The organism is Carboxydothermus ferrireducens DSM 11255 (assembly GCF_000427565.1).
Taxonomy (GTDB): Bacteria; Bacillota; Z-2901; order Carboxydothermales; family Carboxydothermaceae; genus Carboxydothermus; species Carboxydothermus hydrogenoformans.
This window is the reverse complement of sequence record NZ_KE386562.1, coordinates 33,847-59,292: the sequence shown is the minus strand read 5'-3', so window position 1 is coordinate 59,292 and position 25,446 is coordinate 33,847. Positions and strand designations below refer to the sequence as shown.

Below are 25,446 nucleotides of genomic sequence, written 5' to 3'. Positions count from 1 at the left end.
TAAAACTTGACGGTAGCAATTTTAACCGAAAAGTTAACCAAAACCTTTGGACCGAAAGTTGCAGTAGATAATGTTTCTTTTACAGTACCAGCGGGGAAAATTTTTGGTCTATTAGGACCCAATGGTTCTGGGAAATCCACCACCATCCGGATGCTGTGCGGTGCTCTGCTGCCTACTTCCGGGCGGGCTGAAATTTTTGGCCTGGATGTGGTAAAAAAGACCCGGGAAGTACGCAACCTTATCGGCTACATGTCCCAGCGTTTTTCTCTCTATGAAGATTTAACCGTCGAAGAGAATCTTGATTTTTTTGGCCGAATCTACAATTTACCGGCAAAGCTTTTAAAATCCCGGAAAGAAGAAATCCTTATTATGGCCGGTCTTACGGATAACCGCAAAACCCTGACCGCTCACCTCTCCGGGGGCTGGAAGCAGCGTTTAGCCTTGGGAGCTGCCATGATTCACCGGCCCAAACTTTTAATTTTAGATGAACCCACCGCCGGAGTAGACCCGGTATCCCGCCGGATTTTCTGGGAAATTATTAAAAAGTTATGTGCAACAGGCATTTCGGTACTGGTTACTACCCACTACATGGATGAAGCGGAAATTTGCGATATCGTTGGTTTTATTTTTAACGGGAAATTAGTTTCTTTCGGCACGCCCGCAGAATTAATGGCTCAGGAAGGAAAAGGTAGTTTAGAAGATGTATTTATCGAATATGTGGAAAGGGCCACCGGGAAAAAAGTGTACGATTTTAAAGACTTGGAAAAGTTTATTGGAGGGGAGACTGCATGAATCCCAAACGGTTTTGGGCTATAGTTAAAAAAGAGTTTCTCCAGTTAAAACGGGATAAACCCAGTATGGCCATTGCTCTTATAATGCCGGTGATGATGCTTTTACTGTTTGGTTATGCGGTCTCCACCGACGTCGACCACATCGCCACTGCTTATTTAGACCTCTCACGCACGCCGGAAAGCCGGGAACTTCTGGCAAAGTTTACGGCGTCCAATTATTTTAATCTTGATTATCCTGTAAATACGACCGCTGAATTAAATTCTCTTTTTAAAAAGGGCAAAATTAAAGCAGGTCTAATCATCCCGCCCGATTATGCCGAAAAACTCTCGCGGGGCCAAATACCGGAGGTAAAATATATCGTGGATGGCTCGGACCCTTCAATAGCCCGCCCCGCTTTATCATCAGGGGTTTTGGTGGGACAAAATTACACCAGAGAAATTTTGGCCAAAAAATATCCGCAAATAGCCAGTACTTCTATCTCCCTCATCCGTGCGGAAGTTCGCTACAACCCGAAAATTAGAAGCCAAATTTTCACTATTCCGGGTTTAATTGGTCTTGTTATGCAAAACCTTACGGTCCTTTTAACTGCTTTTGCTTTAGTACGGGAAAAAGAACGGGGAACTATCGAGCAGCTTATTGTGACTCCGGTTACTTCATTTGAGTTAATTTTAGGAAAGCTTGTCCCTTATGTATTAATTGGTTTTTTGTCATTTACGATAGCCTTCTATTTCGGAATCAACTGGTTTTCCGTCCCTATGCAGGGTGATACCTTAACCCTTTTTGCCTTAGCCCTCTGCTTTGTAGCTGTAGCACTGGCTATCGGCATTTTAATCTCGACAGTAGCCAGGACCCAGCTGCAGGCCATGCAGATGACCATAGTTTTTCTTCTGCCCAGCATCTTGCTTTCCGGCTTTATGTTTCCCCGGGAAGCTATGCCGAAAATTATCCAGTATCTCGGCTATGCCATCCCCCTTACCTATTTCCTGGAAATCTTACGGGGCATTATTATCCGGGGGGCCGGCCTTTCAGATCTGCAAAACCAGGCTATAGCCTTAACGGTATTAGGGGTATTTTTGCTGGTGGTAGCGTCTCTCAGGTTCAAGAAACGATTAGAATAGTACCGTTGGGGACGGTTCTGTCAGTGACCATTTTAAAAAACTACCCCGGCAGAGCTGCCGGGGTAGTGGAGGTATAAAGTTGGAGGTTGAAAGTTACGCTTGTTTTTCCTCTTTCGCTTCTTCTAAAGCAATTTCGTCCTGAATTTCTTTGGCACCTTTACGAAACTCTTTTACCGTCTGGCCAAAAGCTTTGCCGAGTTCAGGGAGCTTAGAGGGACCAAAAATAATCAAAGCTATTACTAAAACTAGCAAAAGTTCTTGCCAGCCAAAGCCACCAAACATATTTTTTAGCCTCCTTCAAATAAATTCTCCGTTTTAAAACCTTCGGTAATGTAACAGTTAAGGCATAATTCTTCATTATTTACCGGAGTAAAGATTTTTCCACATTTCGCACAGGTTTTGGTTAAAACTTTGGCTAAAACCTGCTCTGTCTTTAAATATACATCATTTACGGTAATTTTACCATCATATTTTAAAATTTTTTGCGGACAACTTTCCACACAAAGACTACAGTTTATACAAAGATGAGCCTTAAAGGTTAACTCTCCCTCTTTTAAACCAAGGGCTCCGGTAGGGCAAAGCCGCTCGCAAACCCCGCAGCCATTACATTCTCCAATGACTTTAAGACTTTTTCCGATTTCCAACTCCCCGTTAATCTTTCCCTGGAGGAGTTCTTCCGCCTTTAAAAAATAGCGGTGTTTTAACGGCACGCGCTTGGCAAAGATATCATTGGGATCTTCATCTTCTTTTAAGAGAAAAATTGCGGCAGTTGCTTTTATTTTTCCGGTCAAAAAGCTAAAAAATTCCCGCCGGGAGAAATCCCTGGGGGGACGGCCCTTTTGGTGTAAAGTAATTCCCGAAAGACCGCCAAGCTTGGTCTTGGCTTCCTTGAGGTGAGTTAAAAAAAGCTCCTTCCCCTTTTGATACTGACAGGTGCTGCAGTTTTCCAGGTAAAAATTAAGCTTCTTTCCTGCCGCTGCTAAAATTGCTATTTCCCCGGCATCCAAAAATCCGTAACAGGGAAGGTTTACTTTCCCGGTATTGACTGAATTCAAGGTACAACCAACATGTCCCTCGTCCCGCACCTCTGCAATTTCTTTTAACGGAGTAACTCCACCAAAACTTATGGCTCCCGTTGGACATACTGCTTTACAAAAGCCGCAGTTTGTACATTCCTCTTTTTTTATGGCAATTTTTTCACCGTTTTTAAATATCGCATTTGCAGGACAAACCGTTACACATTTGCCGCATTTAAAAGGCAAATACCGGTGTTCCAAACAAAAGGAAGGCGAGAGTTCTGCCTTCCCGGTAAAAGCCTCAAAAAGGTCGCTCATGCTTTCCCGCCTCTTAACTGTTCCTTTTAGCATCATTTTACGGTATTTCTAAAAGATTGTACAGTAGTTAATTATGACATTAGCATGGAAAACCGTTTATATCTGACATCACCGGTAAGCCCCTTTTCTAAGTAAAGAAGGAGGAAGGAAAGTCCCTTCCCCCTAACCTTTACGGTTTCTTTTTCTTAAAATCCTTGTGGCAGGATACGCAGGGAATTTGATGCACATTGACGGTCTTAGAGTTTAATTTATAATGCTTGGTATCCCAGGTAACCGGCTTAGCCATATTAATATGGCAGCTTACACAAAAATCAACGGAATGACATTTACTACAGGATGCATTGCCATTTTTTAAGACCTCCAGCTGGTGATTGTACAAGTAATACCCCTTATGTGGTGACTTTTTCGTAGTAGTTGCCTTTGTCCCCGATGGTGCTGGCGCTGGCTTAGGTGCCGGTTTTGTCCCGGAAGCAGTCCGCCCATCGGTATGACAGGGTGTACATTTATTGGGATCAGAGCTGTATTCCGGACGGGCAAAAGCCTGGTGAGCATTATAAGCTGCCAGTATTAAAGCTGCAAAAACCGCTAAAATCCCCAGGGCGATTTTCTTCTTCACTTTTCTCCCTCCTTATTCCCGAGTGAGTTTTACCCGGGTATCATAAAAGACTACACTGCCACCGGGCAGGTCACTCAAGGGACCATTAACGTAAGGATCCAACCGCATGGCCGCATTGGCATGGATACCAACTTTTCGCCGAGGATCTCCTTTTACTACTTTACCATCAATCACGATGTCCGATGCCCCATAGGCCCAGTGACCAAATCCGAGGCTAAAGGCAACAACCCCTTCCCGGATACCTTCGATAACTTTTACTTTACCAACCATTGGTACTTTTTGACCGTTACCTAAGTCCCATATTCCTTCTGGGTTGGATGCGGAACGTACCCTGACTTTGTCACCATCTTTAAGTCCTAAACGCAGTGCATCCCGGCGGTTAATTAAAACATAGTTTTCATTTTGTACTTCCAAGCTCCAGTAGTTCGAAATTGTTCGGCTTTTGGTGTGGAGAATATCTTTATAGGTAATCAAGTTAAAGGTATACCCCTGATACTTATCTTTAAGTTCATTGCCCCGGCTGTCCCGGTAAGGTGATATATACTGGGGTAATCCCAAAAACTTTTTGCCGGTTTGAGAATTAATAGTTTTAGCGGTTTTTTCCTGGTATATGTTGATTTGCTTGCCGTATTTGTTTTTAACCTTTTCTCCATCAAAAGCTTTATCATAATCGTCAAACCGCCCACCGCGGTTTAAGAGGTAAACAACCCTACGCCAGTGGGTATCCCCCACGATACTCTTCCAGCGGTCATAATCATAAACCGAGGCCGGTAAATGTTTTCTGGCCTGCTTAAAGATTTCAATTTCTCGATCGTCAGCTTCCGGCACCGCTTCCGACAAATCGGCTTTGCCCCCCAAGGCTATGTTGGCTACCTGGCGTAAATACAGGTGATCAGGATGGGTAAAAGGTATACCCGCTCCGAAACCATCGGGACCAAATCCCGGTAAGTTCATGCGCTCCGCAATTCCCAGAAGAAACGCTTCTAAGCCCAAGGGGTATTTATTCCCATAAACCGTTACCTCTGGCGTCAAAGGTTTGACCGCAGGCTGCCGCACCGGCTGTACCTTCCAGATAATTGAGGGGTGACTGCCATGGAATTCCCAGCGTTCAAGGTAAGTAAGGTCGGGAATAATATAGTCGGCGTACATCGAAGTTTCGCCCACGATAATGTCTATGGCTACAAACAGCGGTAGTTTTTCGGTATCCCTTAAAATTTCAATGTTTTTGTGGCCACCAGGAACCGAATAAACGGTTGTTCCCATGTACGTAAACAATACTTTATAAGGATGAGGATACTGGTCACCTATGGATGGCACAATTTCCTGGTAGACATCGGATGCCAAGGTAAACCAGGGCCGTTTAGCTGGATAACCATCTCGAGCAAAAAGCAAAGTTTTTTCATAGGCTGTATTGCTCCGGACGATATCAATACCAAAGGTTGTAATTTTTCCGGGATGGGCTGAAGTATTAAAAGCTACATTACTATTAGGACTATAGGTCGATGCTTTAACCATACCGCCCTTCCAGTCAAAATTCCCTAAAAGAAGGTTCAAGTTAAACCAGGTACCAACGTTGTAAAAACCATTGGTGTGCTGAGAAACTCCCCGGTGAACATCAGCTGCCGCCTTTTTCCCGTGTTTTACAAATTCTTCAGCTACTTCTTCGACATCAACAGGGTCTAAGCCGGCAATAGCACACCATTCTTCAAAGCTCTTTTTATTGGCTTCTTCATATAAAAGCTGCAAGGAAGATTTAACGGTAATGGTTTGGCCATTAGTTAAGGTTACTTCCTGGTTTACAAAAAGTTCGCCGGTAACAGGTGTATCAGTGCTGTTTGGATCTACTGCCGTCAATGTGCCATTACTTAATACTACCATTGGGTCTAATTCGTAAGTAGTCCCATCCGCCGCTTTTTTGGTTATTTTAGCAAGCCCAACCTCGGAACCCCGCAAAAATACCGTTGGTTGCCCATTTTCAATTTTGACCAGCCAGGTAGCGTTACTCCAAGTAGGTTCTCCAATGGCTGTCGCTGCAGCTTTATTGGCAGCTGCTAAAAATTTAGCGTCATAACCGTTCAATTCAAATACTTTCTGGATTAAAGCTAAAGCCAGTGCCGCTTCCTCCCCCGGTTTGATAGGAAGCCATTTCCAGGCGTGGGCTGCTGCTTTACTGTAACGGGGGTCAACAACTACATACTTTAACCGGCCGCTTGCCACTCCATCGACAATTTTAGCTGCCCGATGGGAAGGTCCGTAGTTAGCTTCAAAGGGCGATGCTCCTACAAAGATTACAAACTCAGAATTTGCCACATCCGCCTGCCAGTAGAACTTTTCCCCACCGGTCCAGTCCACCTTTTTCTTGGAAGCATCATAATCATATTGCTCGCTCATGGCTTTTCCGGTGAAGTAAAGAGAGCCCTGACAGACAGTGGTATGACCAAGAGCGTTTACTGTTCCCAGAGCTGCAGCAAATCGCTTAATAAGGTCTGCACGACCATCTTTTAACCGTCCCCAGCTAAAAACAAACTGGTTGTTTTTCGGGCCTAAATCCGGCATATCGGGGTTTATAAGCTTATCCAAGTGGTCAGCGTATTTTGCCTTAAATTCTTCCACCGTCATCGTTTTATCCTGAATCTTTTTGACATCTTCGGCCATAGCTTTGGATAAAGCCGGATCGGTTAAGGCATAAATATCTTTTAACCCCGGCACAACTCTGTTTTCTTCCCCGGGTACGTGAGCAAAGATTTTACCACCGTTGATAATTTCCTCTAAAGCCTGTTCAAAAGAGATGGTAATCCACTTATTTTCTCCCCGTTTACCGGCTCTTTTCAGTACATTCTTAATTCGGTAGGGATCATAAACCGTTTGAATACCTGCCTGTCCTTTCGGGCAAATCGCGCCATCAAGCTTGGCAACATCAGCCACCGGAGTATTATAGGGAATATGCTTGGTCATGGTCCAGGGAGAGTACGGGTTACCATCGATTTTTGCCGCCAGACCATTTTGAATTTTTACCTTAATTGGGCAGCCGGTGTTACACTGTAAACACACCGAATAAATAATATTTTCTGGATTATCTAAAGGATATTTATCGCTGGTAGCTGCCTCAGCTTCACTAAAAAATCCAACTTTTTTGGAAAGTTCTGAACCTCCAAGTAAAGCAGCACTGCCCCCAACCACCGCCGATGCCTTAAGAAACTTTCTACGAGTTATTTTTTTCACGCTGCACCCCTCCTTTACTTCAAGTAGTAAACCCTTGGTTTAGTTCCTTTTTCCGGACGCAATACTTCATATTTTCTCGTTTTTAAAAGCTTGGATACCGTGCTATTAGGGTCTGATAAATCACCGAAATAAGTAGCCCGGCCAATACAGGTTATGACACATGCTGGAAGATCCCCTTCGTTTATCCGGTGCAGACAGAAATGACATTTTCTTGCCCTTCCTACCGGTGCTTTTACGCCAGTTCCGGTACGTTGCCATGTTTTCTGGTAATCATAAGTGACTCTCTTCTCATATGCCATAACTTCCGGTGTCCCAGAAGTATGAAATTTGCCTCGGTCAAGGGTTCTGGCTCCATACGGGCAGGCAACCACACACCGTCCGCAGCCTATACATTTGTTATAATCAATTTCTACGATTTTATCGGGCCGCTTAAAGGTTGCCTTTACAGGACAAACAGTTACGCAGTAGGGATTATCGCACTGCATGCAGGGCTTTGGGGTAAAAACTCTCACAACATCAGGGTAGCGTCCGGTTTCTTCATCTGCTACCCGCCGGTATACGACACCGGGAGGCAAAACATTTTCAGCCATACACGAAACGGTACAGGCATGGCAGCCAATACATTTTTTGCGGTCAATAACCATTGCCCAGCTCCGCTGTGTGGCAGGCTTGGCCAGAGCTTTTTCCAGCTCTTCCCGCATGACCGCTAAAAAATCGGTGGTAAGTTCAGGCACCACTTTCACCCTCCTTATTTTGTGATTAATTTCATTATCCCTTGTTTACGAAAACCTCACTATCCACAATACCCATAAAAAAAATCAGGGTTTTCCCTGATTTTTTAAGAGTATTTTAAATTAAGTTATTTTCCAAACAATAACGGACTACGTCAGCCCGGGTTTTTAAATTTAATTTTTCTTTTATCCGGGTTTTATGAGTTTCTACAGTTTTTACACTGATAAATAACTTTTTGGCTATCTCTTCGTTGGCCAGGCCCTTTCCCCAGTAAACCAAAACCTCCATCTCCCGCGGCGACAGGCCGCATTTTGCTGCCAAAGCGTTGCGGGAAATCATTTTGCCCGCCAGGCTCGGATGAATATAGTACTCCCCCCGGGCTACTTCACGAACTGCCCGGATTAACTCTTCTTCTGCAGCTCGTTTTATTAAATACCCCTTTGCCCCAAGCTTCAGGGCTTCCTCTAAGAATTCAAGCTCTTCGTACATGGTAAGAATAATAACCTTAGGCATGGGTTTAAGACATTTAAGTCGCTCAAGAACTTTTAAGCCAGGAATATCAGGAAGAGCCAAGTCTAAAACCACTACATCAGGGCTTACAGCAGTAATGGCCTGACAGCAATCTTCACCGCAGGCTACTTCCCCCACTACTTCCATATCCGGCTGGCTGTTAATTAAGAGCGCAAGCCCCCTTCTTACTAAATGATGATCCTCGGCCAAAAGCACCTTTATCTTCACAATATCACTTCCTTTAAGGGAAGCTGAATTTTTACCATTGTTCCCTTGCCGGGCTTGGATAAAATTTGCAAATTACCCCCCAGCAGGGAAATCCTTTCAATCATCCCGATTAATCCTAAACTTTTTTCAGAAACAGGATTCAAAGAAAACCCACGGCCATTATCGGCAATCTTTAAAATCAAATTTTCATTCTTGATCCTAAAGACCAACCTTACCCTGCTTGCCATGGCATGCCGGGCAATATTCGTTAAAGCTTCCTGCACCACCCGGTATAAAGAGCTTTCCGCTTCATTTCTAAGCTTAAAATTCGAAGGTAAGTTAAGATGTAGGTTTATCGTAAGGCCGTACCTGTTCTCCCAGTGGCGCACTAAATTTTTTATAGCCGGCAGCAACCCTAAATTATCCAAAACCGACGGTCTCAAGGATAAAGCCAGATCTTTTAATTCATCTATGGTTTGGGCTGTCAAATTGCGAATATCGGTTAAAAGGTGCCTTTGCTCCTCAGGCAGGTGCCCTTCCAGGTATTTCAAGCTTATTAAGATTGAGGTTAATGCCTGTCCGATCTCATCGTGTAATTCCCGGGAAATCCTCTTTCGTTCCTCTTCCTGGGCAAAGATAACTTTTTTTAAAAGCATCTGGCGTTGTTTCTCCTTTTGCATTAACTCATCGTTGGCCTGCTTTAATCTTGCCAGCATCTGATTAAAAGCATAAGCCAGCTCGCCCACCTCGTCCTTTAATCCAAACAGTCTAACCTCCTGGTTAAAATTACCCTGTTCCACCGCTTTAATGCTATGTCTGAGCCTGTTTAGCGGGCTGGTAATTAAATACGCCAAAATGTAAGATATGAAAAGGCCCAGAAAGGAAACGGCCAGGGTAAGCCAGATAATCGTACGATTGATACCAGAAATAAAAACATTTATGGTTTGCTCGGTCAAACCAACTCGAACATAGCCCGCCCGCAAATTTAAAATGGGTACCGCTATATCCTCAATTAATCCCTCTGAAGAATTAAAGGTGCGAATGCTGTATCTTTGGCCCGGTTTTATGCGGTTTAAATCCAGAAGGCCTTCCGGAATTCCTTCGGAAAAAGTAGAAATAATTACATTTCCTTCGGTATCTAAAATCATAATGTAGGCGATAGCTTGATTTTGCAAACGGGTACTGCTTAAAAGCTCGTATAATCCGTAGTAGTTTTCGGTAAAAATGTAGTCCGGAGCAAGCTTGGCCAAGCTTTCGGCATACGATAAACCTTGAATTTTTAGTTGCTCCCGCAACTCTTTCTTCACAGCAGTATTAACCTGCAGGCTTACTACTCCAACCAAAAGGATTAGCATAAAAAAGGCTATACCCCAAATTTTAAACACCATCGGTACAAGGTTATAAAAAAAGTAAAAAAAACGCCTGAACTTATTTCCGACCATTATTGGTAATCACCTTTTGCGTCATAAGCTCAATGCTCCGGTATTTTTCCCTTTCGCCCGGCACAAAGCGGTCAACCCCGATTTTGCGTAAAATTATTTGCCCTTCCGGTTTTTTATCCAAACTTAGAAAATAATTTTTTATTTTTTCTTTTAAATCCTGCGGTAAACCCGGCCGCACCACCACCGGCGGTGCATAATAATCCGGAGACCTGGCAATTATTTTTAAGTTTCGGGTAAGTCCGGGATTTTCTTTCTCCATCATTAAAAAAACATGACTATCCACTGCAGCACCATCGGCTATACCCTTGGCAACAGCTTTAATGGCATTATCGTGACTGTAAGTAAAGAAAAATTTCTTGAAAAACTCCCGATCAGTTGTACCGTTCTGCAAAAGCAAATACTGGGGATAAAAGTAGCCAGTAGTGGACATGGGATCGGTAAAAGCAAAAATCTTTCCTTTTAAATCAGAAAATTTCTCAATTCCGCTATTATTGCGAACAATGACAAAAGACTGATAGTATGGCTTTCCGTTAACTTGAGGTACTACCAGTAATTCTAAACCGAATTGCTTTGCTCCCACCAAATAGGAATAAGTGCAGATGAATGCTAAATCCACCTGACCGGTTCGCAGTAAGTCGTTAACTTCAAAGTAAGAATTTTTCTGGATAACTTTAATTTTCCTGCCCAGTTCCCGGCCGAGGTTTTTTAAGAGTTCATCATAATAAACTATCGACTCCGACGGGGATGTCATTGAAGAAATCGCCACTTTTAAAACCAATTCATCGTTTTTCGCTGACGAACTGGCCGAGTATCTACCCGGCTTATTTAAATCCACAAAAGGCAAATCTTTTTGCCCGCATCCCGAAAGGAATGCTGAAAAAATAAACAAGGCAAAAAGGAGAACTTTTGCCGTTTTAGGCATTATCTCCCACCTTGAAGTATTTTAATAAGTAAGTAAACAGCTCCTCAATTTCGCTAAAATCAAAAACAGGGCAACTTGTGTTTAGTGAAAGGTCAGATACCACCGCCACCAGAAGTTCCGGTGGAGAAAAAGGCTCCTGGTAAATTTCACTTCTAATTACCTCTATCCGGGGAAAAGGCCGGTTTTTAAAGCCTTCCACCAGGATAAGGTCCATATCCCGGTAAAATTCAAAAACTTCTTCGAGTAGCACTTCCCTTTCCACCATAAACGCTGCCTTGCCAGGGCCAAGAATTCCAACCTTCACTCCGCCCGCCTGCCGGTAACGATAAGTATCTTTTCCCGGTTGGTCCACTTCAAAGCCGTGAACATCGTGTTTTACAACCCCTACTTTAAACCCATGCCCGGTAAAGAGCTGCACTAATTTTTCTGCTACGGTAGTCTTGCCGGAATTAGAATAGCCCACTATCTGGAGTATCAAAGGCACTTAAGCTTCCTCCTTCAATTAAAACAATATTAACGGGATCATTGGTTTTTAAGGGCGGACAATTTTTGGGGATTTCCACCAGAGCGTTGGAGTTTAAAACCCCTTTTAACGAGCCCGGGGAAAGCCAGGGTAAGATTTTTACCCTAAACTCCCCTTCTTTTAAATAACAATAGCCCCGGGCAAAACGCCGTTGCCCCCGGGTTTTATCAAAGGGGTGGTCCAAAAATGCCTTAACCCGGGCATGGTAAATATTTTGCCGACCGGTTAATTTTCTGATCACGGGGTAAGCAATTAGCTCGAAAGAAGTCATAGCTGCCTGGGGATTTCCCGATAAACCAATAACTATTTTCCCATTAGCTACTGCCCCAATCACTGGTGTACCGGGTTTAAAATCGGTTTTCCAGAATAAAATTTCGGCACCGATACTTTCTAAAGCCTTAATTATTAAGTCATATTCCCCCACCGATGCTCCCCCGGTGGTCAGCACTAAATCGGCCACTTCCAGTCCTCGTTTTATTTCTTGGGCAATTAAATTTAAATCATCGTTCACAATTCGGCCTAAAACAGGCTCTCCTCCGGACCTTGCCACCAATGCCCCGATGCTGTATAAATTGGTATTGCGAATTTTCCCCGGACCGGGAATTTGTTCAATATCCACCAGTTCACTGCCCGTACAAATAATATAAACTTTAGGTATTTTGTAAACCAACACTTTCTTTTTTCCGGCTAACGCTAATAGAGAAATGGCATTGGCATTAATTACCCGGTCTTTTTCAATGATAACGTCGCCGGGTAAAAAGTCTTCCCCTTTTTTAACGATATTCGTCTCTGGCTTTACCGGAAAATCGATAATTACATAGCCGTCTTCTTCAACCACATCTTCAAATTTGACTACCGCATCGGCTCCTTCGGGAATCATGGCCCCGGTCATAAGTTTTACCGCTTCACCGGAGTTTACCGGCCTTGTAGCCGGCACTCCCGCGGGAAGATAGTCAACAATTTTAAGCCGAACCTTTTGCCCTTTTTCCCGCGGGGAATCACTGCTTCTAAAAGCAAATCCATCCAAGGGCGAACGGGAAAAAGGTGGCACCATAATGTCGGCTAAAACGTCTTCTGCCAGCACCCGGTTCTGACTTTTTAAAATTTCGACAATCTCCGTTCCGGGTTTAGGAACGTAGGCCAAAAGCATATTTAAAGCTTTTTCTAAAGCTACATTGGTCTCCATGGAACTACTCCTTTAAACTGAATATTTTTAACAGTTTTTCATAATCCGCCGGGGTATTAACGTTTAAAAGAAATTCTTCCCGCTGCAAATTCTCGGGAAGTTGTTCAAAATGAATTATCTTTACCTTCACCTGGGGGTAAAAATCTATTATTTTATTTTTCCGAAGTATTAAATGTTTTTCCACCACCGGATAAATACTTTTTCGGTAAATGCCTATTAACGGTTCAATTTTCCCCTTATAAGCTAAAACCGTTACATCATAATCTTCGGTATTTTCAGCCAAAAACCGGGGGATTTCAGCGGGTAACAGCGGTAAATCACAGGCGGTAATATATACTTTTTCATTAACCGCAACCCTTAAAGCCGTTTCAATTCCCGCCAGCGGTCCCTGGCCGGGAAAACGGTCGCGGTAAACCGGAAGGTTTAAAAAAGCATATTCATCGGTGTTCGCAACAAGCAAAAGCTCGGAAGCGATAGGTCTTAAATTGGTTACCAGATGCTCAATTATTTTCATTGTACCCAAAGGTAAGAGGGCTTTGTTTTGCCCCATGCGCGAACTTTTACCCCCGGCCAAAATGGCAACAGTTAAAATTTGCATTTAACCCTCCTTGAAATTATTATCTTTAACCGCATTTACCTCTTTTGTTATGCTTTCTTCAATTTCGGTAGTAGCCTTTTTAAACTCCCGAATACCGCGTCCCAAAGCCCGTCCAAGCTCCGGAAGTTTGGAAGGTCCAAAAATAATAAGGGCAATAATTAAAACAACCACCAATTCCTGAAACCCAAAATTACCGAACATAATATACTCTCCTTCCTAATGTTTAAATTTTCAACTTTTATTATACCTCATCGCCAAAGGGAATTTTAAGCCCCAGAAATTTAGCAAAATTTCCAGGCCTTATACCAGAAAAACCTGATATCCCCATCATTTGAAAGTTATTTTCTACTGCAATTTTTATTACTTCTCCGGGAGGAATACCTGCTTTAAGATAAAGCTCCATCTCTTCCCAGAGAGCTTCACCAAAGGCTAAAAACGACGTACCGCTATCGGTACCAAGTCCGAGCTTTACCCCCAGTTCAAAGGCTCTCTTTACTTTAAAAAGCTGCTCTTTATATACATAATAAGCATTTTCTCGTTCAGTCGGACTCAATTCTTCCCGGTACATCTGGTTTCGAATTGCTGCCACCGTTGGAACCCACCAGGTACCGGCATCCCGCATTTTTATAAGAAGCTCATCAGTTATGTAATAGCCATGCTCCAGGGTATCGACCCCGGCTTCAATACTTATTTCTATTCCTTCGGGGCCATTGGCATGGGCAGCTACCATAAGCCCCAGCTTATGGGCTGTATCGACAATTTCTTTTAATTCTTCAAGACTAAATCCCGTAGCCCCTACCTTACCCTTTTCCTTTAAACTCACCAATCCGGTAACAAATACTTTTACAAACTTCGCCCCTTCTTCGTAAAGACGCGAAATTTCGTGAAGAGCCTCCCTGGTATCCTTTACGGCAATTCCGGCAATTCGGCCGTAATAACCTTCTTTGTAAAGACCATTTCCGCAAAATACACCTTTTACGTACGAGCAGTGTTCTCTGGCGGTTTTCCAGAATTCACTCCTATCCCCGCACTCCCTAAAACCCATAATGCCGTGACCGGTTAGCTTTGCCATAATTTCCGGGAGTGTAAGCTCACTGTTATCCATCAAGTTCAAGTGGAGGTGAGCATCGGCTAACACCGGATATAAATAATACGGTACTTTTAAATCCGCCTCCCCCGTTTTTTCAATTGAAGAGATAATTCCGTTATTAACGGTAATTACCCCCTGCTTAATCTGTCCATCAGCAAAATAACCCCAGGGCAAAACTTTAAGCTTTTTACCGCTAAAATCAAAAACTTTTAAATACAACCCCCATCTCCCCTTTTTAAGAAAATAAATTTTTTATATAATTGATAATGACTTACTCAAAAAATGGAGGCGTTTATCACGTGTCTCCGGATAGCTTAAAAGCTTTCCCCGGTAGGTTGAAAGTCATATCAAAGAGTTCCTAAAGTTTTTACAGCAGGTGGAGGTATCCCGATGGAAGATAAACCGATGACGTTGTTTGAACACTTAGAAGCTTTACGGAAAGTAATTATTATTAGCGTCATTGCCATAGTTATTGGCTCAATAATTGCTTATAATTATGTCGATTATTTTCTAAATATCTTACTCCAGCCGGTTACTGCTCTTAAAATGAAGTTAGTTTTTATCAATGTCACCGAAGCATTTATGACAAAACTGAAAATTGCCATAATACTGGGAATTATACTTGCCTCCCCGATAATTTTATGGCAAATCTGGAGTTTCGTCGCTCCCGGGTTGAAACCGGTGGAAAGAAAGTTTATCCTAAGGATGATTCCAATAATAATTATTTTATTCGTCGCCGGTATCGTTTTTGCCTTCTTTACCGTCTTTCAAATTGCCACCCGATTTCTTTTACAATTTGGCGGCGATATTATGAGTCCGATGATAACCATCGGCAAGTATATCTCTTTTGCTTTAAATTTTTTGATACCTTTTGGTCTGGTTTTTGAGCTGCCGGTAGTTGTTTATATCCTGGCCAAGCTAAATATTATCTCCCATGAATTCTTGGTAAAAAACCGGAAATACGCCTTATTGGTGGTATTTATCCTGGCCGCCGCCCTGACTCCCGGTCCCGATGTCATTAGCCAGCTCTTAATGGCTGCTCCTCTTTTAATCCTCTATGAAGTAAGCATATTTATCGCTAAATTTATAAAACCAAAAGAATTTTCCGGAGAACGCAAGTAAGAGGGCGAATTTTCGCCCCCTTTTTTATTGAGTTTTTAACTGCCAGGTTTCGCCGTTTAAATTAATATATACCTCCATCGGAGCGGCTTTAATTAAGGTGTTACTTACCCGGCAGTATTTGGTCTGGGATAAAAATACCGCCCTCTCAATTTTATCTTTTGGTAAGTTTTCTCCTTTAAAGCAGTAGGTCATTTTTACATGTTTTAAAATCTTGGGATGATCTTCTGCCCAGGTTGGTTCAATTTCCAGCCAAAACTCATAACCCGCAATTTGCATTTTGTTTAAAATTGCCACTACATCCATGCCGGTACAACCGCCCAGGGACATCATCATGACTTCTGCCGGACGGGCTGCGGTATCTTCGCCCCCCGCTGCATCGGTATCCATGAATACCTCATGGTTGGATGGGCCAATTCCCCGAAATTTCATTTTTCCTTCCCAGGTAACCTTAATCATCGTTCCACCCCCTGTTTTTTCTTTTATTTTATGTTTTTTTAACGGATTTGTCGAGTAAGGAATATTTTTGCCCCTGAACAACTATAAATTTCCTAAGAAAAGGTGGGATTAAGGTGGCAAAGGTTAAAAGAATCTTTGTTATTCTGTTCGTTTTTATCTTCCTTTGCTTTTTTCTTAAAATCCTTTCCTCTTACCAAAAATATAATCAATACATTGAACTTAAACAAATCACCGACATTTCCTGGGAAAAGCTTGACAAGACAACTCTGCAAAATCTCGCCAATGGCGTATTTCCCGTAGCAGGTAACCAGTATTTTATTTCCGCCAACTGGCATGCTCCCCGGGAAGGCGGAAGGATTCATCTCGGCATAGATATTTTTGCTCCCGAAGGAACGGAAGTTCGGGCGGTAATGTCCGGAAAAGTAGTAAAGAGCGGCTGGCTTTCTCTGGGAGGAAACCGGGTATTAATTAAAGACCAAAACGGCCTCTACCATTACTATGCCCATTTAAAAGGAATCCGCCCGGAAATTAAACCCGGGCGGAGGGTTAAAAAAGGTGAGGTTATCGGTTATGTTGGACATACCGGCAATGCCGATTTTACACCGGACCATCTCCATTACGGCCTTTATGCTCCGGGAATGCGAGCGGTAAATCCCTATAATCTGTTGAAATACTGGGAAAAAAATACCGTTACTTTAACCACAAAACCCTGAGGCCATTTAAACTAACCAGCAAAGCAACCCCTATATCGGCTCCGATTGCCAGCCAGAGGTTTAACCAGCCAGGAAGAATCGCCATCAGGGCCAACAATTTTAGCCCGATAGCTAAAATTATATTTTGTTTAACAATAGCCCGGCTTTGGCGCGCAAGTTTTATTAAAAAGGGAATATTGTTTAATTTTCCCGACAAAAGAACTATTTTCGCTGTAGTGGTGGCAAGTCCGCTCCCCTCTCCCATTGCAATACCCGCATCGGCCGCAGCCAAGGCCGGAGCATCGTTAATCCCATCTCCCACCATTATAACTTTTCGTCCGCTCTCCTGCAGCTCTTTTATGACGGTAAGCTTTTCCTGGGGTAAAACTTCACCGTACCATTTTTCTATTTCTAACTCCTCGGAAACCCTCAGGGCTACCTTTTTACTATCACCAGAAAGCAGCACCGGGGTAAGCCCAAGGGCTTTTATATTTTGAATCGCATCGCCGGCATCATCCCGGATAACATCCGCCACAGCTAAAAGGGCAACGGGAATATTTTCTTTTGCCACCAAAATGGCTGTTTGCCCCTTTTCTTCAATTTCCTGAAGAGTTTCTACAAAGCTTTCGGGAATTTCTTTAATTCCTTTTGGTGAACCGATAAAGTAAGTGGAACCCTCAACCTGGCCGAGCACTCCCAGTCCCGGAATTTGCCGAAAGTTTAAAACCTCTATTTCTTTTTGATATTCGGCCGGCACCGCCTTTATAATTGCTTTAGCTAAAGGATGGGTTGCCCTTTTTTCTAAAGAATATACCGCCGGCCAAAAATCAGGACTTACAGCAATTACCCCGGTAACTTCCATTTCACCCCGGGTTAAAGTCCCGGTTTTATCGAATACTATCGTATCACACAGGGCAAGTTGTTCCAAATTCCGACTACCCTTTACTACAATTCCCCGTCTCGCTGCCGCTCCAAGGCTTGAAATCACCGAAATCGGTACGGCAATTAAAAGGGCGCAGGGGCAGGATACCACCAAAAAGGTAAGAGCCCGGTAAATCCAGAGTCGAAATTCACCGCCAAGGAGAAGCGGTGGAATGAAGGCAACTAAAAAGGCCAGAGCTAAAACCAGCGGGGTATAAACCGCGGCAAATCTATCTAACAACGTTTGCGCCGGAAGTTTTTCCTTTTGCGCTTCCTCGATTAATTCGGCCATCCTGGCTATAACCGTTTCACCGCTCGGCTTTTGGGTTTCAATTATACCAAAACCATCAAGATTTATACTTCCCGCATATACTTCCTCGCCGGGAAGTTTTAAAATTCCCCGGCTCTCCCCGGTAATAGCGGCCTGGCTAACCTCAATTCTTCCTTTTTTCAGGACACCGTCCACAGGTATTTTCTCACCGGGCTTTATAACTACCAAATCTCCCGGACGTATTTTCTCTACTTTACAGAGCTGTTCTTCACCATTTTTTAACACCAATGCTTCTTCGGGTACTGCTGCAAACAACTCTTTTAAAGCAGTACGGGCTTTTTCAAGATTATAGTTCTCGACAAACTCACTTATCCCAAATAATACCGCTGCTAAAGCTGCTTCTGTTAATTCTCCTAACGCCATCGCCCCAATTAGGCCGGTTAACATTAATAAATCGCTGGTTATTTTTCGTTGCCACAGGTTTTTTAAACCTTTTTCAATGGTTTCCCGGCCACCGGCCAGAATTGCCGCTAAATAAAATAATGATGCTACTTTATCCTGGCCGATAAAGTTAATACCGGTACCAACAAGTAAAAACAATATTCCCAAAAGTAAAAGATAATTTTCTTTGAAAAAATTTTGAGCTTTTGGAATATCACTCCGGGATAAATAAGCTTTAAATTTTTCTTTTTCCGCTTCCTTGATAATAACTTCAGGGTCCACATCCCCTAAAACTTTCAGTTTCCCTGCCGCAAAATCAAGTTCAGCATCTATGACACCGGGAAGCTTTTTCACCCGTTCTTCCAGAACGGCTGCACAGCTCTGTCAGCTGCATCCGGTAAGGTAAAAAATACTATTTTTTGCCATAATTTCACCAGCCTATTTATGGGTAATATGGTTTAAACCTTCCTGTAAAATTTTTAAAATATGTTCATCATCCAAACTGTAGTAAACCATTTTCCCTTCTCTTCGGTATTTCACCAAGCGCACATTCCGCAACACCCGTAATTGATGGGAAATAGCCGACTGGCTCATGGAAAGGGCAGCGGCTAAATCGCAGACACAACATTCTTTTTCTTTTAAGGCCAGCAAAATCTTGAGCCTGGTTCCATCTCCCAGGGATTTGTACACCTCGGAAAGCTCGATAATCGTCTCTTCACCGGGTAAGTTGGCACGAATTGTCTGGACCGTTTCTTCATCAAATAAAGTAACCTTACATACCGGAGCCTTTTCTTTCACTTTATCACCTCATATGTTCATTTGTTCATATATTATTATATATTTTTCCTCCCTTTTTGCCAAGTAGCAGTGTTGTAACCGGCCAAAAAAAGATATAATTTTTAAAAAGAGGGGGAAACAACCTTGAATCTCTCGTTAAAACACCTTTTTATTTTACTTTTACTTTTTACCGTCAGACCTAAAAAAGAAAAGGATCTTCACAATTTAATCTACCTTTTGTATTTTTACGGTCGGCCGCTCGAACCGTTTTACCGGTTTAATTTTATTAAGCAAGGGAAGGGAGTTTTTAGCCCTTACGTCCGGCAGTTATTGGGTGAACTCCGCCAGTGGGAGCTGGTGGAAAAAGATTCGCTAAATTTAACCCCCAAAGGCCGGGAAACCTACATGGAATTTTCGTCCCTGATCTGGTATGAACCAACTTTAAAAAAGTTTTACGAAGTATCAATCCGTTACGCCGAAAACCCCGATTTAATCACCCGGGACATTCGTTTAAACTTACCGGTGCAAAAAACCCCTTCAGGTAAAAAAATTAATATTTAATAAAAAATAAGACTGGCCTACTTCAGCCAGCCTTGTAAACTTAAAAAAATTTTAAAAAGGGCGCAGGTCAAAAGCTCTTTTGCTCTTCTTTTCACTCCGTGGAAGTGAGCCAGGAGATACCATTTTAACCTCAAAGGAAATCCCGATTTTAGATTTTAAGATCCTCTTTATTTCCTGAGCAGTCTCTTCCCCGTAACCTTCCACCTCTAAAACCGCCCGATCCCGTCCTTCTTCGTGGGTTATAGTTAAACGGTACTCGGGCAATGCCTCAGGAACCTGCGCTAATACTTGATCAATCTGGGCCGGGTAGAAGTTAACCCCCTTTACCTTGAGCATGTCATCACTTCGACCGATAATCCGGTCAATCCGCGGAAAAGGACTACCGCAGGTGCATTTTCCCGGAATAATGTGGGTGATATCCCTTGTGCGGTAGCGAATTAACGGCATCCCCTCTTTGGTGAGGGTGGTAATCACCAGCTCTCCTGTTTCTCCTTCCGGTAAAACTTCTCCTGTATCGGGATCAATAATTTCAAAATACAGATAATCGTCCCAGTAATGCATACCCTGATGGTAATGACAGTCGATTGCTATCCCCGGACCATAAATTTCCGTAAGCCCGTAAATATCATAAGTTTCAATTCCTAAATACTCCTCTATTTTCCCGCGGAGTTTTTCTCCCCACCGTTCAGAACCAAATATCCCTTTTTTCAGGTTTATTTTACTTTGAAGTCCTCGGCGGGCTATTTCTTCCGCCAGTAAAAGTCCGTAGGAAGATGTTCCGATTAAAACGGTAGTCTTTAACTCTACCATGAATTCCAGTTGCTTTTCCGTATTACCGGGGCCCAATGGTACCGCCATTGCCCCTAAAGCTTCTACCCCCGTTTGAAAACCAATTCCCGCAGTCCAAAGTCCATAACCTGGAGTTATCTGAACGCGGTCATTTGGTGTAACTCCGGCCATTTCCAAAGACCTTTTCATCATTTCCGTCCAATCTAAAATATCCTGACGGGTATAAGGAATGATAACTGCTTTTCCTGTAGTCCCCGAAGATGAATGAATCCGCACCACTCTTTCTTCGGGAACCGCCAAGAACTTAAAAGGTTCACCGTTTCTAAGCTCTTCCTTGGTTGTAAATGGTAACTTTTCAAAGTCCTTAATATCCTTAATATCATCAGCCCGGATACCATTAGCCAAAAATTTTTCCCGATAATAAGGAGAATTTTTTTCCACATATTGAACTACTTTCTTAAGCTTTGCTAAAACTTCACTCATCTCATGCTCACCTCTTCTAAGCTTTAATTTTTAACCGTTAAAGTTATACCCTTGCCAAAAACTTTTAACATTTGCCTCTAATTTTCGAGGGTTGATAACCTGTTCCATAACTTTTAAAACTTCAGAAGCTAAATCAGGATAAGTATTTTTTACCAGAATTCCTAAAAAGAAAATATTGATTGTTTTTAAATCCGAAATAAACTTTAATACCTCTTCTTCTAAAAACACCTTCATTTGAGGTGGAAGACGAAGTTTTAGGACAGAAAAATCTTTTTCTCCAATACCCGGAGGATAGATTACCTTGCCAAAAGCTACTGCTTTTCCTTCCGATTTAAGATATGATATATTTCTTAGCCCTTCCACCAGTTCCAGTGCCAACAAAAAATCAATACTTTCTTCCCCCGGCAAAGGACCTCCTTCCTCTTCTATCCGCAAAAAACTTACCACACTTCCTCCCCGCTGAGCCATTCCCAAAGATTCGGTAGCCAAAACCTTTTTCCCGGAACGGGCTAAAGCCTCGCCTAATAAGCGGGTAACCAGCACCGCTCCCTGTCCACCCACCCCGGCAATCATTACATTCATTGTATCGCCCCCAAAGGACAAATATCCCGACAGGCACCACAGCCATTACACAGCTCCTCATCAATCTGGAGCCGTTCCTTCTGCACAATTGCTGGACAGCCAAAATTTTGTACACACTGGCCACAATTTGCACATTTCTCATTATCAATAGTAGGAGGCGGCTGGGTACTCTTTAGGTGCCTGCAGGCTCCCGTAAAAATAACCGCTTTCGGCCCTGGATTTTTTCTAAATTCCTTTATAAGCCTGATATTATTATTTATTTTCATTGCCTCAACCATAATCGTGGGTAAACCCATACCCTGCAGCATATTTTCCAGATTTATCTGTGGCCGCTCCTGCATCCCGGTCATAGCTACCGTTTCGTTATCGAGGACAGCAATTAAGATTTCGTCTTTATTGTTGACCGCCTCTACAATGGCCGGAAGCCCGGCATGAAGTAAAGTAGAGTCTCCTATCACCGCAATTACCGGATTTGATACCCCTGCTCGCTTTATACCAATGGCCATCCCCAGACCGGAGCCCATGGCAAGACAGGTATGGGTTGCCCGTAAAGGCGGCATCACTCCCAAAGTATAGCAACCAATATCCCCAGTAATAATTGGTTTCTTTCCGGCAAAAGCCCTTTTTAAGGCATAAAAAGAAGCCCGGTGGGGACAACCAGCACAAAGTTGCGGGGGTCGAGAAAAAAGCTCATAAGAGTACTTTTCTCTATTTGGGAAAGGCAGCTCTCTGCCACTAATTTCAGCAATAATTTCCAACACCAAGCGGCTATTTAATTCTCCCCGGACAGGTACATGCCCGGTGAATTTGCCAAAAATTTTGCCGGTAAAGCCTGTTTTAGCTACTACCTTTAAAATCTCTTCTTCTAAATACGGCTCTAATTCTTCAATGCAGATAACCAGCTCTACTTTTGCCAAAAACTTTTGCGCTAACTCTTCGGGAAAAGGATAGGGAGTAGCAACTTTAAAAACAGTAAACTTGCTTTCATCTAAATTCTTGACCGCTTCGGAAACGTAAGTATAACTTACGCCACAGGTAATAATTCCTATTTTTCCGTCTCCTTCTAAACGGTTGTACGGAAAAGTAGTAAACTCTTTCTGAATTTTTTTTAGTTTTTCGATAAGCTCCAACTTCTTTTTATACGCCAGCGCCGGGAGGATTACATATTCTGGATTAAAAGAAAACTCGGGAGCAGGTTTTTCGGGAAAAATAAATGTTTCCGGTATTTCAATAGACTGATACGCATGAGCCACCCGGGTTGTGGTTCGTAAAATAACCGGAAGACCCCATCGCTCGGAAATGAAAAAAGCTTTTTGGGTTAACTCATAAGCTTCCTTGGGAGTAGCTGGATCCAAAAGGGGCAAGTGGGCATGCCGGGCAAAAAGGCGCGTGTCCTGTTCATTTTGCGAACTGATGGGGCCCGGGTCATCAGCTACGTAAAGGACAAGACCACCTTTCGTTCCCAGATAAGCAGCGGTCATCACCGCATCGCTGGCCACATTAAGCCCCACCTGTTTCATTGAGGTAAACCCTCTTATCCCGGTTAAAGAAGCCCCGTAAACTATCTCAAAGGCTACTTTTTCATTTACCGCCCAACGGACATCAATACCGTACTTTTCCTTTTCCCGAATTAAATAAGCAGTCGCTTCGGTAGAAGGCGTTCCAGGATAGGATGCCACCAGTTGCACTCCGGAAGCAATCGCTCCAAGGGCAATTGCTTCATTACCTAAAAGGAACTTAATATAAAATCACCTCTCCCCTTTAAAGAGCCAGAGAAACAAAAAACCGGGCCGAAGCCCGGTGGGTGCTCGGCTCTCTTTCCTCATCTATTCTCTATCTCACCTCAACTAAGCTTTTTACCTGCAAAAAGAATGTTTTAAGAAATTTATATTCTCTCTTTTTTAAAAAATTCCTGCTTACTTATCCTGATTTTGCGTCATTTTTTTCAGAAAGGGTTCTACTAACTCTATGGGGAAGGGGAATAAAACGGTAGAATTTTTCTCGGCGGAAATTTCCACCAGAGTCTGTAAAAAGCGCAGTTGTAAGGCGGTTGGAACCTGACCGATCAAGCTTGCAGCAGCGGTAAGTTTTTCGGCTGCCTGAAACTCCCCTTCGGCAGAGATAATTTTGGCCCTTCTTTCCCGTTCCGCCTCCGCCTGTTTGGCCATGGCCCGCTTCATCCCTTCGGGCAGCTCCACAGCTTTTAATTCAACGGAAGTAACCTTGATCCCCCAGGGGTCCGTAGCTTCATCGATGATTTTCTGAAGCTCGTGGTTTATCGCTTCCCGTTTGGTTAAAACGTCATCCAGTTCCGCCTGACCCAGCACCGACCTTAAAGTTGTTTGGGAAAACTGGGAGGTGGCATAAATATAATTTTCTACTTCCACCACCGCTTTTACCGGGTCCATTACCCGAAAATACACCACCGCATCTACTTTTATCGGCACGTTATCCCGGGTAATTACTTCCTGCGGCGGTACATCCATGGCCACCGTCCGCAGGTCAACTTTCCAGACCTTATCAATAATGGGTATTACAATGATAAGTCCCGGCCCTTTAGCACCAATAACCCGGCCCAGGCGGAAGATTACCGCCCGTTCGTACTCGCGAATAACTTTAACTGCCGAGAAAAGAAAAAACAGGATTAAAACCAGAAGCGGGCCCATCGCCCCTAAAAGCGCGCTAATAATCTCCATTTATATCCCTCCAGAAAAGTTATTTTAACTTTCGTTAATTCCATCCACCACCAGGGTCAACCCGTTAACCCCTATCACCTTTACCGGTGTACCCCGTGGTATGGTTTTACCTTCCACCGCTTTTGCTTTCCAGATTTCCCCCCTTACCATTACAAATCCTTCGGGTTGAAGATCCGCGGTAACTTTACCAGTAAGGCCGATCATCCCCTCCATTCCTGTTAAACTTTTACTTTTCTGCGCCCGAACCGCAAGTTTAATTATCAGGTATACTCCTGCAGCTAAAAGCAAAACCAGCGGGAGAATATTAACCCAGCTAATGGTTAACCCCGGTAAATCGGTGCCAAAAAGAAACAGCGAACCAAGAGTAATGCTAATCACCCCTCCCACTCCCAGCGCTCCAAAAGTCGGCAAATAAAGTTCGGCAATGATTAAGGCCAAACCAAAAAGAAGCAATAAAAGGCCCGTTAGAGTAGTCGGCAAAACGGAAAGGCTATAAAAAGCCAGGAGTAAAGCAAGAACCCCCGTTATCCCGCCAACCATCCCTCCGGGATGGGCAAACTCGTAAATTAGACCGTAAATTCCAACCATAATAAGAAAATAGGCAAGCTCAGGATTGGCCAAAGCATGTAAAAATTTTTCCCACAAGCTTAAATCAAGATATTTTATCCTTTGCCCCTTTAAATTTAAGATTAATTCGTTGCCGGAAACTCTTACCCGGAGCCCATGGGCTTTTTCTAAAAATTCTTCCGGGTTTTTAGCAATAAAATTTATTATTCCCTTTTTATAAGCTTCCTCCGCATCCACCGAAACACTTTTTCTAACCGCTTCTTCCGCCCAAACAGGGTTTCTTCCATTCCTTTTCGCCAGGGAAGTAATATAAGAAACCGCATCGTTTTCCACCTTGGCCCGCAAATCCTTATCCAGGGACTGTCCCCCGAGATTTACCGGATGAGCAGACCCGATAGTGGTTTGCGGAGCCATTGCCGCTACCTGAGCACTGTATAAAATAAACGTTCCGGCAGAAGCAGCTCTCGCTCCGGAAGGACCAACCCAGACTCCCACCGGCACTTTTGCAGCTAAAATCGCAGAAGTTATCTCCCGCATCGAAGTATCAAGACCACCGGGAGTATTAAGTTCAATTAAAACAAAGCTTGCTTCTTCCCTTTCAGCCTTTCGGATTATTTCCTTAAGGTGCCCCGCTATTACCGGGTCAATGACCCCATCAACCCTGGTTGCCAAAACACCGGCATATACGGGAGTCGTCAACCAGAGAAAAACCATAAGCCAAAAGATAATTTTTCCCCTGAATTTCCCCACCAACATCCTCCCCTTTTGGTTTATTATACCACAATAAATTTTTCCT

At 43.3% G+C, this 25,446-nt stretch carries 26 protein-coding genes; 5 read left to right on the top strand and 21 right to left on the bottom strand.

Translation table 11 applies throughout. The annotated features are described in order from the left end of the window. The first annotated feature begins 6 nt into the window (after positions 1–6). Together CARFE_RS0113445 and CARFE_RS0113440 are read left to right on the top strand one after the other, a co-directional pair. On the top strand, positions 7–792 hold the full coding sequence (locus CARFE_RS0113445; protein ID WP_028053105.1) for an ABC transporter ATP-binding protein: 786 nt from the start codon (positions 7–9) through the stop codon (positions 790–792). Further along, on the top strand, positions 789–1,910 hold the full coding sequence (locus CARFE_RS0113440; protein ID WP_028053104.1) for an ABC transporter permease: 1,122 nt from the start codon (positions 789–791) through the stop codon (positions 1,908–1,910). The genes CARFE_RS0113445 and CARFE_RS0113440 overlap by 4 nt, the downstream gene beginning before the upstream one ends. 93 nt (positions 1,911–2,003) lie before the next feature. Here the strand turns inward: CARFE_RS0113440 and tatA are convergent, their stop codons facing one another. From tatA to CARFE_RS15815, 13 genes are all read right to left on the bottom strand, one after another. Then, a complete protein-coding gene (gene tatA / locus CARFE_RS0113435) occupies positions 2,004–2,192 on the bottom strand; it encodes a twin-arginine translocase TatA/TatE family subunit (RefSeq protein ID WP_028053103.1) in 189 nt (62 codons plus the stop codon). A gap of 5 nt (positions 2,193–2,197) precedes the next feature. Beyond that, entirely contained in the window at positions 2,198–3,244 is a 1,047-nt protein-coding gene (locus CARFE_RS0113430; RefSeq protein WP_028053102.1) for a 4Fe-4S binding protein, read from the bottom strand. A 169-nt stretch (positions 3,245–3,413) separates the two neighbouring features. Continuing rightward, on the bottom strand, positions 3,414–3,860 hold the full coding sequence (locus tag CARFE_RS0113425) for a hypothetical protein (RefSeq protein ID WP_028053101.1): 447 nt from the start codon (positions 3,858–3,860) through the stop codon (positions 3,414–3,416). 12 nt (positions 3,861–3,872) lie between these two features. Further along, on the bottom strand, positions 3,873–7,082 hold the full coding sequence (locus CARFE_RS0113420) for a molybdopterin-dependent oxidoreductase (protein WP_028053100.1): 3,210 nt from the start codon (positions 7,080–7,082) through the stop codon (positions 3,873–3,875). Between the two features lie 14 nt (positions 7,083–7,096). Next, positions 7,097–7,816, bottom strand: coding sequence for a 4Fe-4S dicluster domain-containing protein (locus CARFE_RS0113415; RefSeq protein WP_245570807.1), 720 nt, complete (start codon positions 7,814–7,816; stop codon positions 7,097–7,099). Between the two features lie 115 nt (positions 7,817–7,931). Further along, complete coding sequence (locus CARFE_RS0113410) at positions 7,932–8,552, bottom strand: response regulator transcription factor (RefSeq protein WP_028053098.1); 621 nt, start codon at positions 8,550–8,552, stop codon at positions 7,932–7,934. Next, complete coding sequence (locus CARFE_RS0113405; protein WP_161625146.1) at positions 8,549–9,886, bottom strand: HAMP domain-containing sensor histidine kinase; 1,338 nt, start codon at positions 9,884–9,886, stop codon at positions 8,549–8,551. The genes CARFE_RS0113410 and CARFE_RS0113405 overlap by 4 nt, the downstream gene beginning before the upstream one ends. A gap of 73 nt (positions 9,887–9,959) precedes the next feature. Then, positions 9,960–10,895, bottom strand: a complete 936-nt coding sequence (locus CARFE_RS15320) for a substrate-binding domain-containing protein (protein ID WP_051250340.1) — start codon at positions 10,893–10,895, stop codon at positions 9,960–9,962. Beyond that, complete coding sequence (gene mobB / locus CARFE_RS0113395; RefSeq protein WP_028053096.1) at positions 10,888–11,379, bottom strand: molybdopterin-guanine dinucleotide biosynthesis protein B; 492 nt, start codon at positions 11,377–11,379, stop codon at positions 10,888–10,890. The genes CARFE_RS15320 and mobB overlap by 8 nt, the downstream gene beginning before the upstream one ends. Then, positions 11,345–12,604: a molybdopterin molybdotransferase MoeA gene (locus CARFE_RS15315; RefSeq protein ID WP_011343794.1), complete on the bottom strand. Its 1,260-nt coding sequence runs from the start codon at positions 12,602–12,604 to the stop codon at positions 11,345–11,347. Before CARFE_RS15315 ends, mobB begins: the two co-directional genes overlap by 35 nt. 4 nt (positions 12,605–12,608) lie before the next feature. Next, entirely contained in the window at positions 12,609–13,202 is a 594-nt protein-coding gene (gene mobA, locus CARFE_RS0113385) for a molybdenum cofactor guanylyltransferase (protein WP_028053095.1), read from the bottom strand. Continuing rightward, positions 13,203–13,403, bottom strand: a complete 201-nt coding sequence (locus tag CARFE_RS0113380; protein WP_011343792.1) for a twin-arginine translocase TatA/TatE family subunit — start codon at positions 13,401–13,403, stop codon at positions 13,203–13,205. It abuts the gene before it with no gap. 40 nt (positions 13,404–13,443) lie between these two features. Further along, positions 13,444–14,511 (bottom strand): amidohydrolase family protein, encoded by a 1,068-nt coding sequence (locus tag CARFE_RS15815; RefSeq protein ID WP_051250339.1) that lies wholly within the window; start codon positions 14,509–14,511, stop codon positions 13,444–13,446. A 171-nt stretch (positions 14,512–14,682) separates the two neighbouring features. On the opposite strand from CARFE_RS15815, the gene tatC reads away from it, so the two are divergent. Beyond that, the gene (gene tatC / locus CARFE_RS0113370; protein WP_028053094.1) at positions 14,683–15,414 is read left to right on the top strand and encodes a twin-arginine translocase subunit TatC; all 732 of its coding nucleotides are present in this window, start codon (positions 14,683–14,685) and stop codon (positions 15,412–15,414) included. 24 nt (positions 15,415–15,438) lie between these two features. Here the strand turns inward: tatC and CARFE_RS0113365 are convergent, their stop codons facing one another. Further along, a complete protein-coding gene (locus CARFE_RS0113365; RefSeq protein ID WP_011343789.1) occupies positions 15,439–15,870 on the bottom strand; it encodes an OsmC family protein in 432 nt (143 codons plus the stop codon). A gap of 113 nt (positions 15,871–15,983) precedes the next feature. Here CARFE_RS0113365 and CARFE_RS15305 point away from each other — a divergent pair, with 113 nt between their 5' ends. Then, complete coding sequence (locus CARFE_RS15305) at positions 15,984–16,583, top strand: M23 family metallopeptidase (protein WP_051250338.1); 600 nt, start codon at positions 15,984–15,986, stop codon at positions 16,581–16,583. On the opposite strand, the gene CARFE_RS0113355 is transcribed toward CARFE_RS15305, so the two are convergent. After that, a complete protein-coding gene (locus tag CARFE_RS0113355; protein WP_257020434.1) occupies positions 16,561–18,621 on the bottom strand; it encodes a heavy metal translocating P-type ATPase in 2,061 nt (686 codons plus the stop codon). The two genes, CARFE_RS15305 and CARFE_RS0113355, sit on opposite strands and share 23 nt — an antisense overlap. Before the next feature lie 12 nt (positions 18,622–18,633). Beyond that, the gene (locus CARFE_RS0113350; RefSeq protein ID WP_028053092.1) at positions 18,634–18,993 is read right to left on the bottom strand and encodes an ArsR/SmtB family transcription factor; all 360 of its coding nucleotides are present in this window, start codon (positions 18,991–18,993) and stop codon (positions 18,634–18,636) included. 123 nt (positions 18,994–19,116) lie between these two features. On the opposite strand from CARFE_RS0113350, the gene CARFE_RS0113345 reads away from it, so the two are divergent. Next, complete coding sequence (locus CARFE_RS0113345; RefSeq protein WP_028053091.1) at positions 19,117–19,533, top strand: hypothetical protein; 417 nt, start codon at positions 19,117–19,119, stop codon at positions 19,531–19,533. Positions 19,534–19,584: 51 nt separating this feature from the next. On the opposite strand, the gene CARFE_RS0113340 is transcribed toward CARFE_RS0113345, so the two are convergent. The 5 genes from CARFE_RS0113340 to CARFE_RS0113320 form a co-directional block, all read right to left on the bottom strand. After that, the gene (locus CARFE_RS0113340) at positions 19,585–20,805 is read right to left on the bottom strand and encodes a phenylacetate--CoA ligase family protein (RefSeq protein ID WP_028053090.1); all 1,221 of its coding nucleotides are present in this window, start codon (positions 20,803–20,805) and stop codon (positions 19,585–19,587) included. 30 nt (positions 20,806–20,835) lie between these two features. Continuing rightward, positions 20,836–21,387, bottom strand: a complete 552-nt coding sequence (locus tag CARFE_RS0113335; RefSeq protein WP_028053089.1) for a 2-oxoacid:acceptor oxidoreductase family protein — start codon at positions 21,385–21,387, stop codon at positions 20,836–20,838. Further along, entirely contained in the window at positions 21,384–23,087 is a 1,704-nt protein-coding gene (locus CARFE_RS0113330) for a thiamine pyrophosphate-dependent enzyme (RefSeq protein ID WP_281170192.1), read from the bottom strand. The genes CARFE_RS0113335 and CARFE_RS0113330 overlap by 4 nt, the downstream gene beginning before the upstream one ends. A gap of 216 nt (positions 23,088–23,303) precedes the next feature. Then, positions 23,304–24,083 (bottom strand): slipin family protein, encoded by a 780-nt coding sequence (locus tag CARFE_RS0113325; protein ID WP_028053087.1) that lies wholly within the window; start codon positions 24,081–24,083, stop codon positions 23,304–23,306. Between the two features lie 24 nt (positions 24,084–24,107). Continuing rightward, the gene (locus CARFE_RS0113320) at positions 24,108–25,400 is read right to left on the bottom strand and encodes an NfeD family protein (protein ID WP_051250337.1); all 1,293 of its coding nucleotides are present in this window, start codon (positions 25,398–25,400) and stop codon (positions 24,108–24,110) included. Between the last annotated feature and the right edge of the window lie 46 nt (positions 25,401–25,446).

What these genes read in the sequence shown, in the direction of transcription:
- CARFE_RS0113440 (WP_028053104.1), top strand. Translation starts at nt 789, where the DNA reads ATGAATCCCAAACGGTTTTGGGCTATAGTTAAAAAAGAGTTTCTCCAG.
- tatA (WP_028053103.1), bottom strand. Translation starts at nt 2,192, where the DNA reads ATGTTTGGTGGCTTTGGCTGGCAAGAACTTTTGCTAGTTTTAGTAATA.
- CARFE_RS0113430 (WP_028053102.1), bottom strand. Translation starts at nt 3,244, where the DNA reads ATGAGCGACCTTTTTGAGGCTTTTACCGGGAAGGCAGAACTCTCGCCT.
- CARFE_RS0113405 (WP_161625146.1), bottom strand. Translation starts at nt 9,886, where the DNA reads ATGCTAATCCTTTTGGTTGGAGTAGTAAGCCTGCAGGTTAATACTGCT.
- CARFE_RS15320 (WP_051250340.1), bottom strand. Translation starts at nt 10,895, where the DNA reads ATGCCTAAAACGGCAAAAGTTCTCCTTTTTGCCTTGTTTATTTTTTCA.
- CARFE_RS15315 (WP_011343794.1), bottom strand. Translation starts at nt 12,604, where the DNA reads ATGGAGACCAATGTAGCTTTAGAAAAAGCTTTAAATATGCTTTTGGCC.
- mobA (WP_028053095.1), bottom strand. Translation starts at nt 13,202, where the DNA reads ATGCAAATTTTAACTGTTGCCATTTTGGCCGGGGGTAAAAGTTCGCGC.
- CARFE_RS0113380 (WP_011343792.1), bottom strand. Translation starts at nt 13,403, where the DNA reads ATGTTCGGTAATTTTGGGTTTCAGGAATTGGTGGTTGTTTTAATTATT.
- tatC (WP_028053094.1), top strand. Translation starts at nt 14,683, where the DNA reads ATGGAAGATAAACCGATGACGTTGTTTGAACACTTAGAAGCTTTACGG.
- CARFE_RS0113365 (WP_011343789.1), bottom strand. Translation starts at nt 15,870, where the DNA reads ATGATTAAGGTTACCTGGGAAGGAAAAATGAAATTTCGGGGAATTGGC.
- CARFE_RS0113340 (WP_028053090.1), bottom strand. Translation starts at nt 20,805, where the DNA reads ATGAGTGAAGTTTTAGCAAAGCTTAAGAAAGTAGTTCAATATGTGGAA.
- CARFE_RS0113335 (WP_028053089.1), bottom strand. Translation starts at nt 21,387, where the DNA reads ATGAATGTAATGATTGCCGGGGTGGGTGGACAGGGAGCGGTGCTGGTT.
- CARFE_RS0113325 (WP_028053087.1), bottom strand. Translation starts at nt 24,083, where the DNA reads ATGGAGATTATTAGCGCGCTTTTAGGGGCGATGGGCCCGCTTCTGGTT.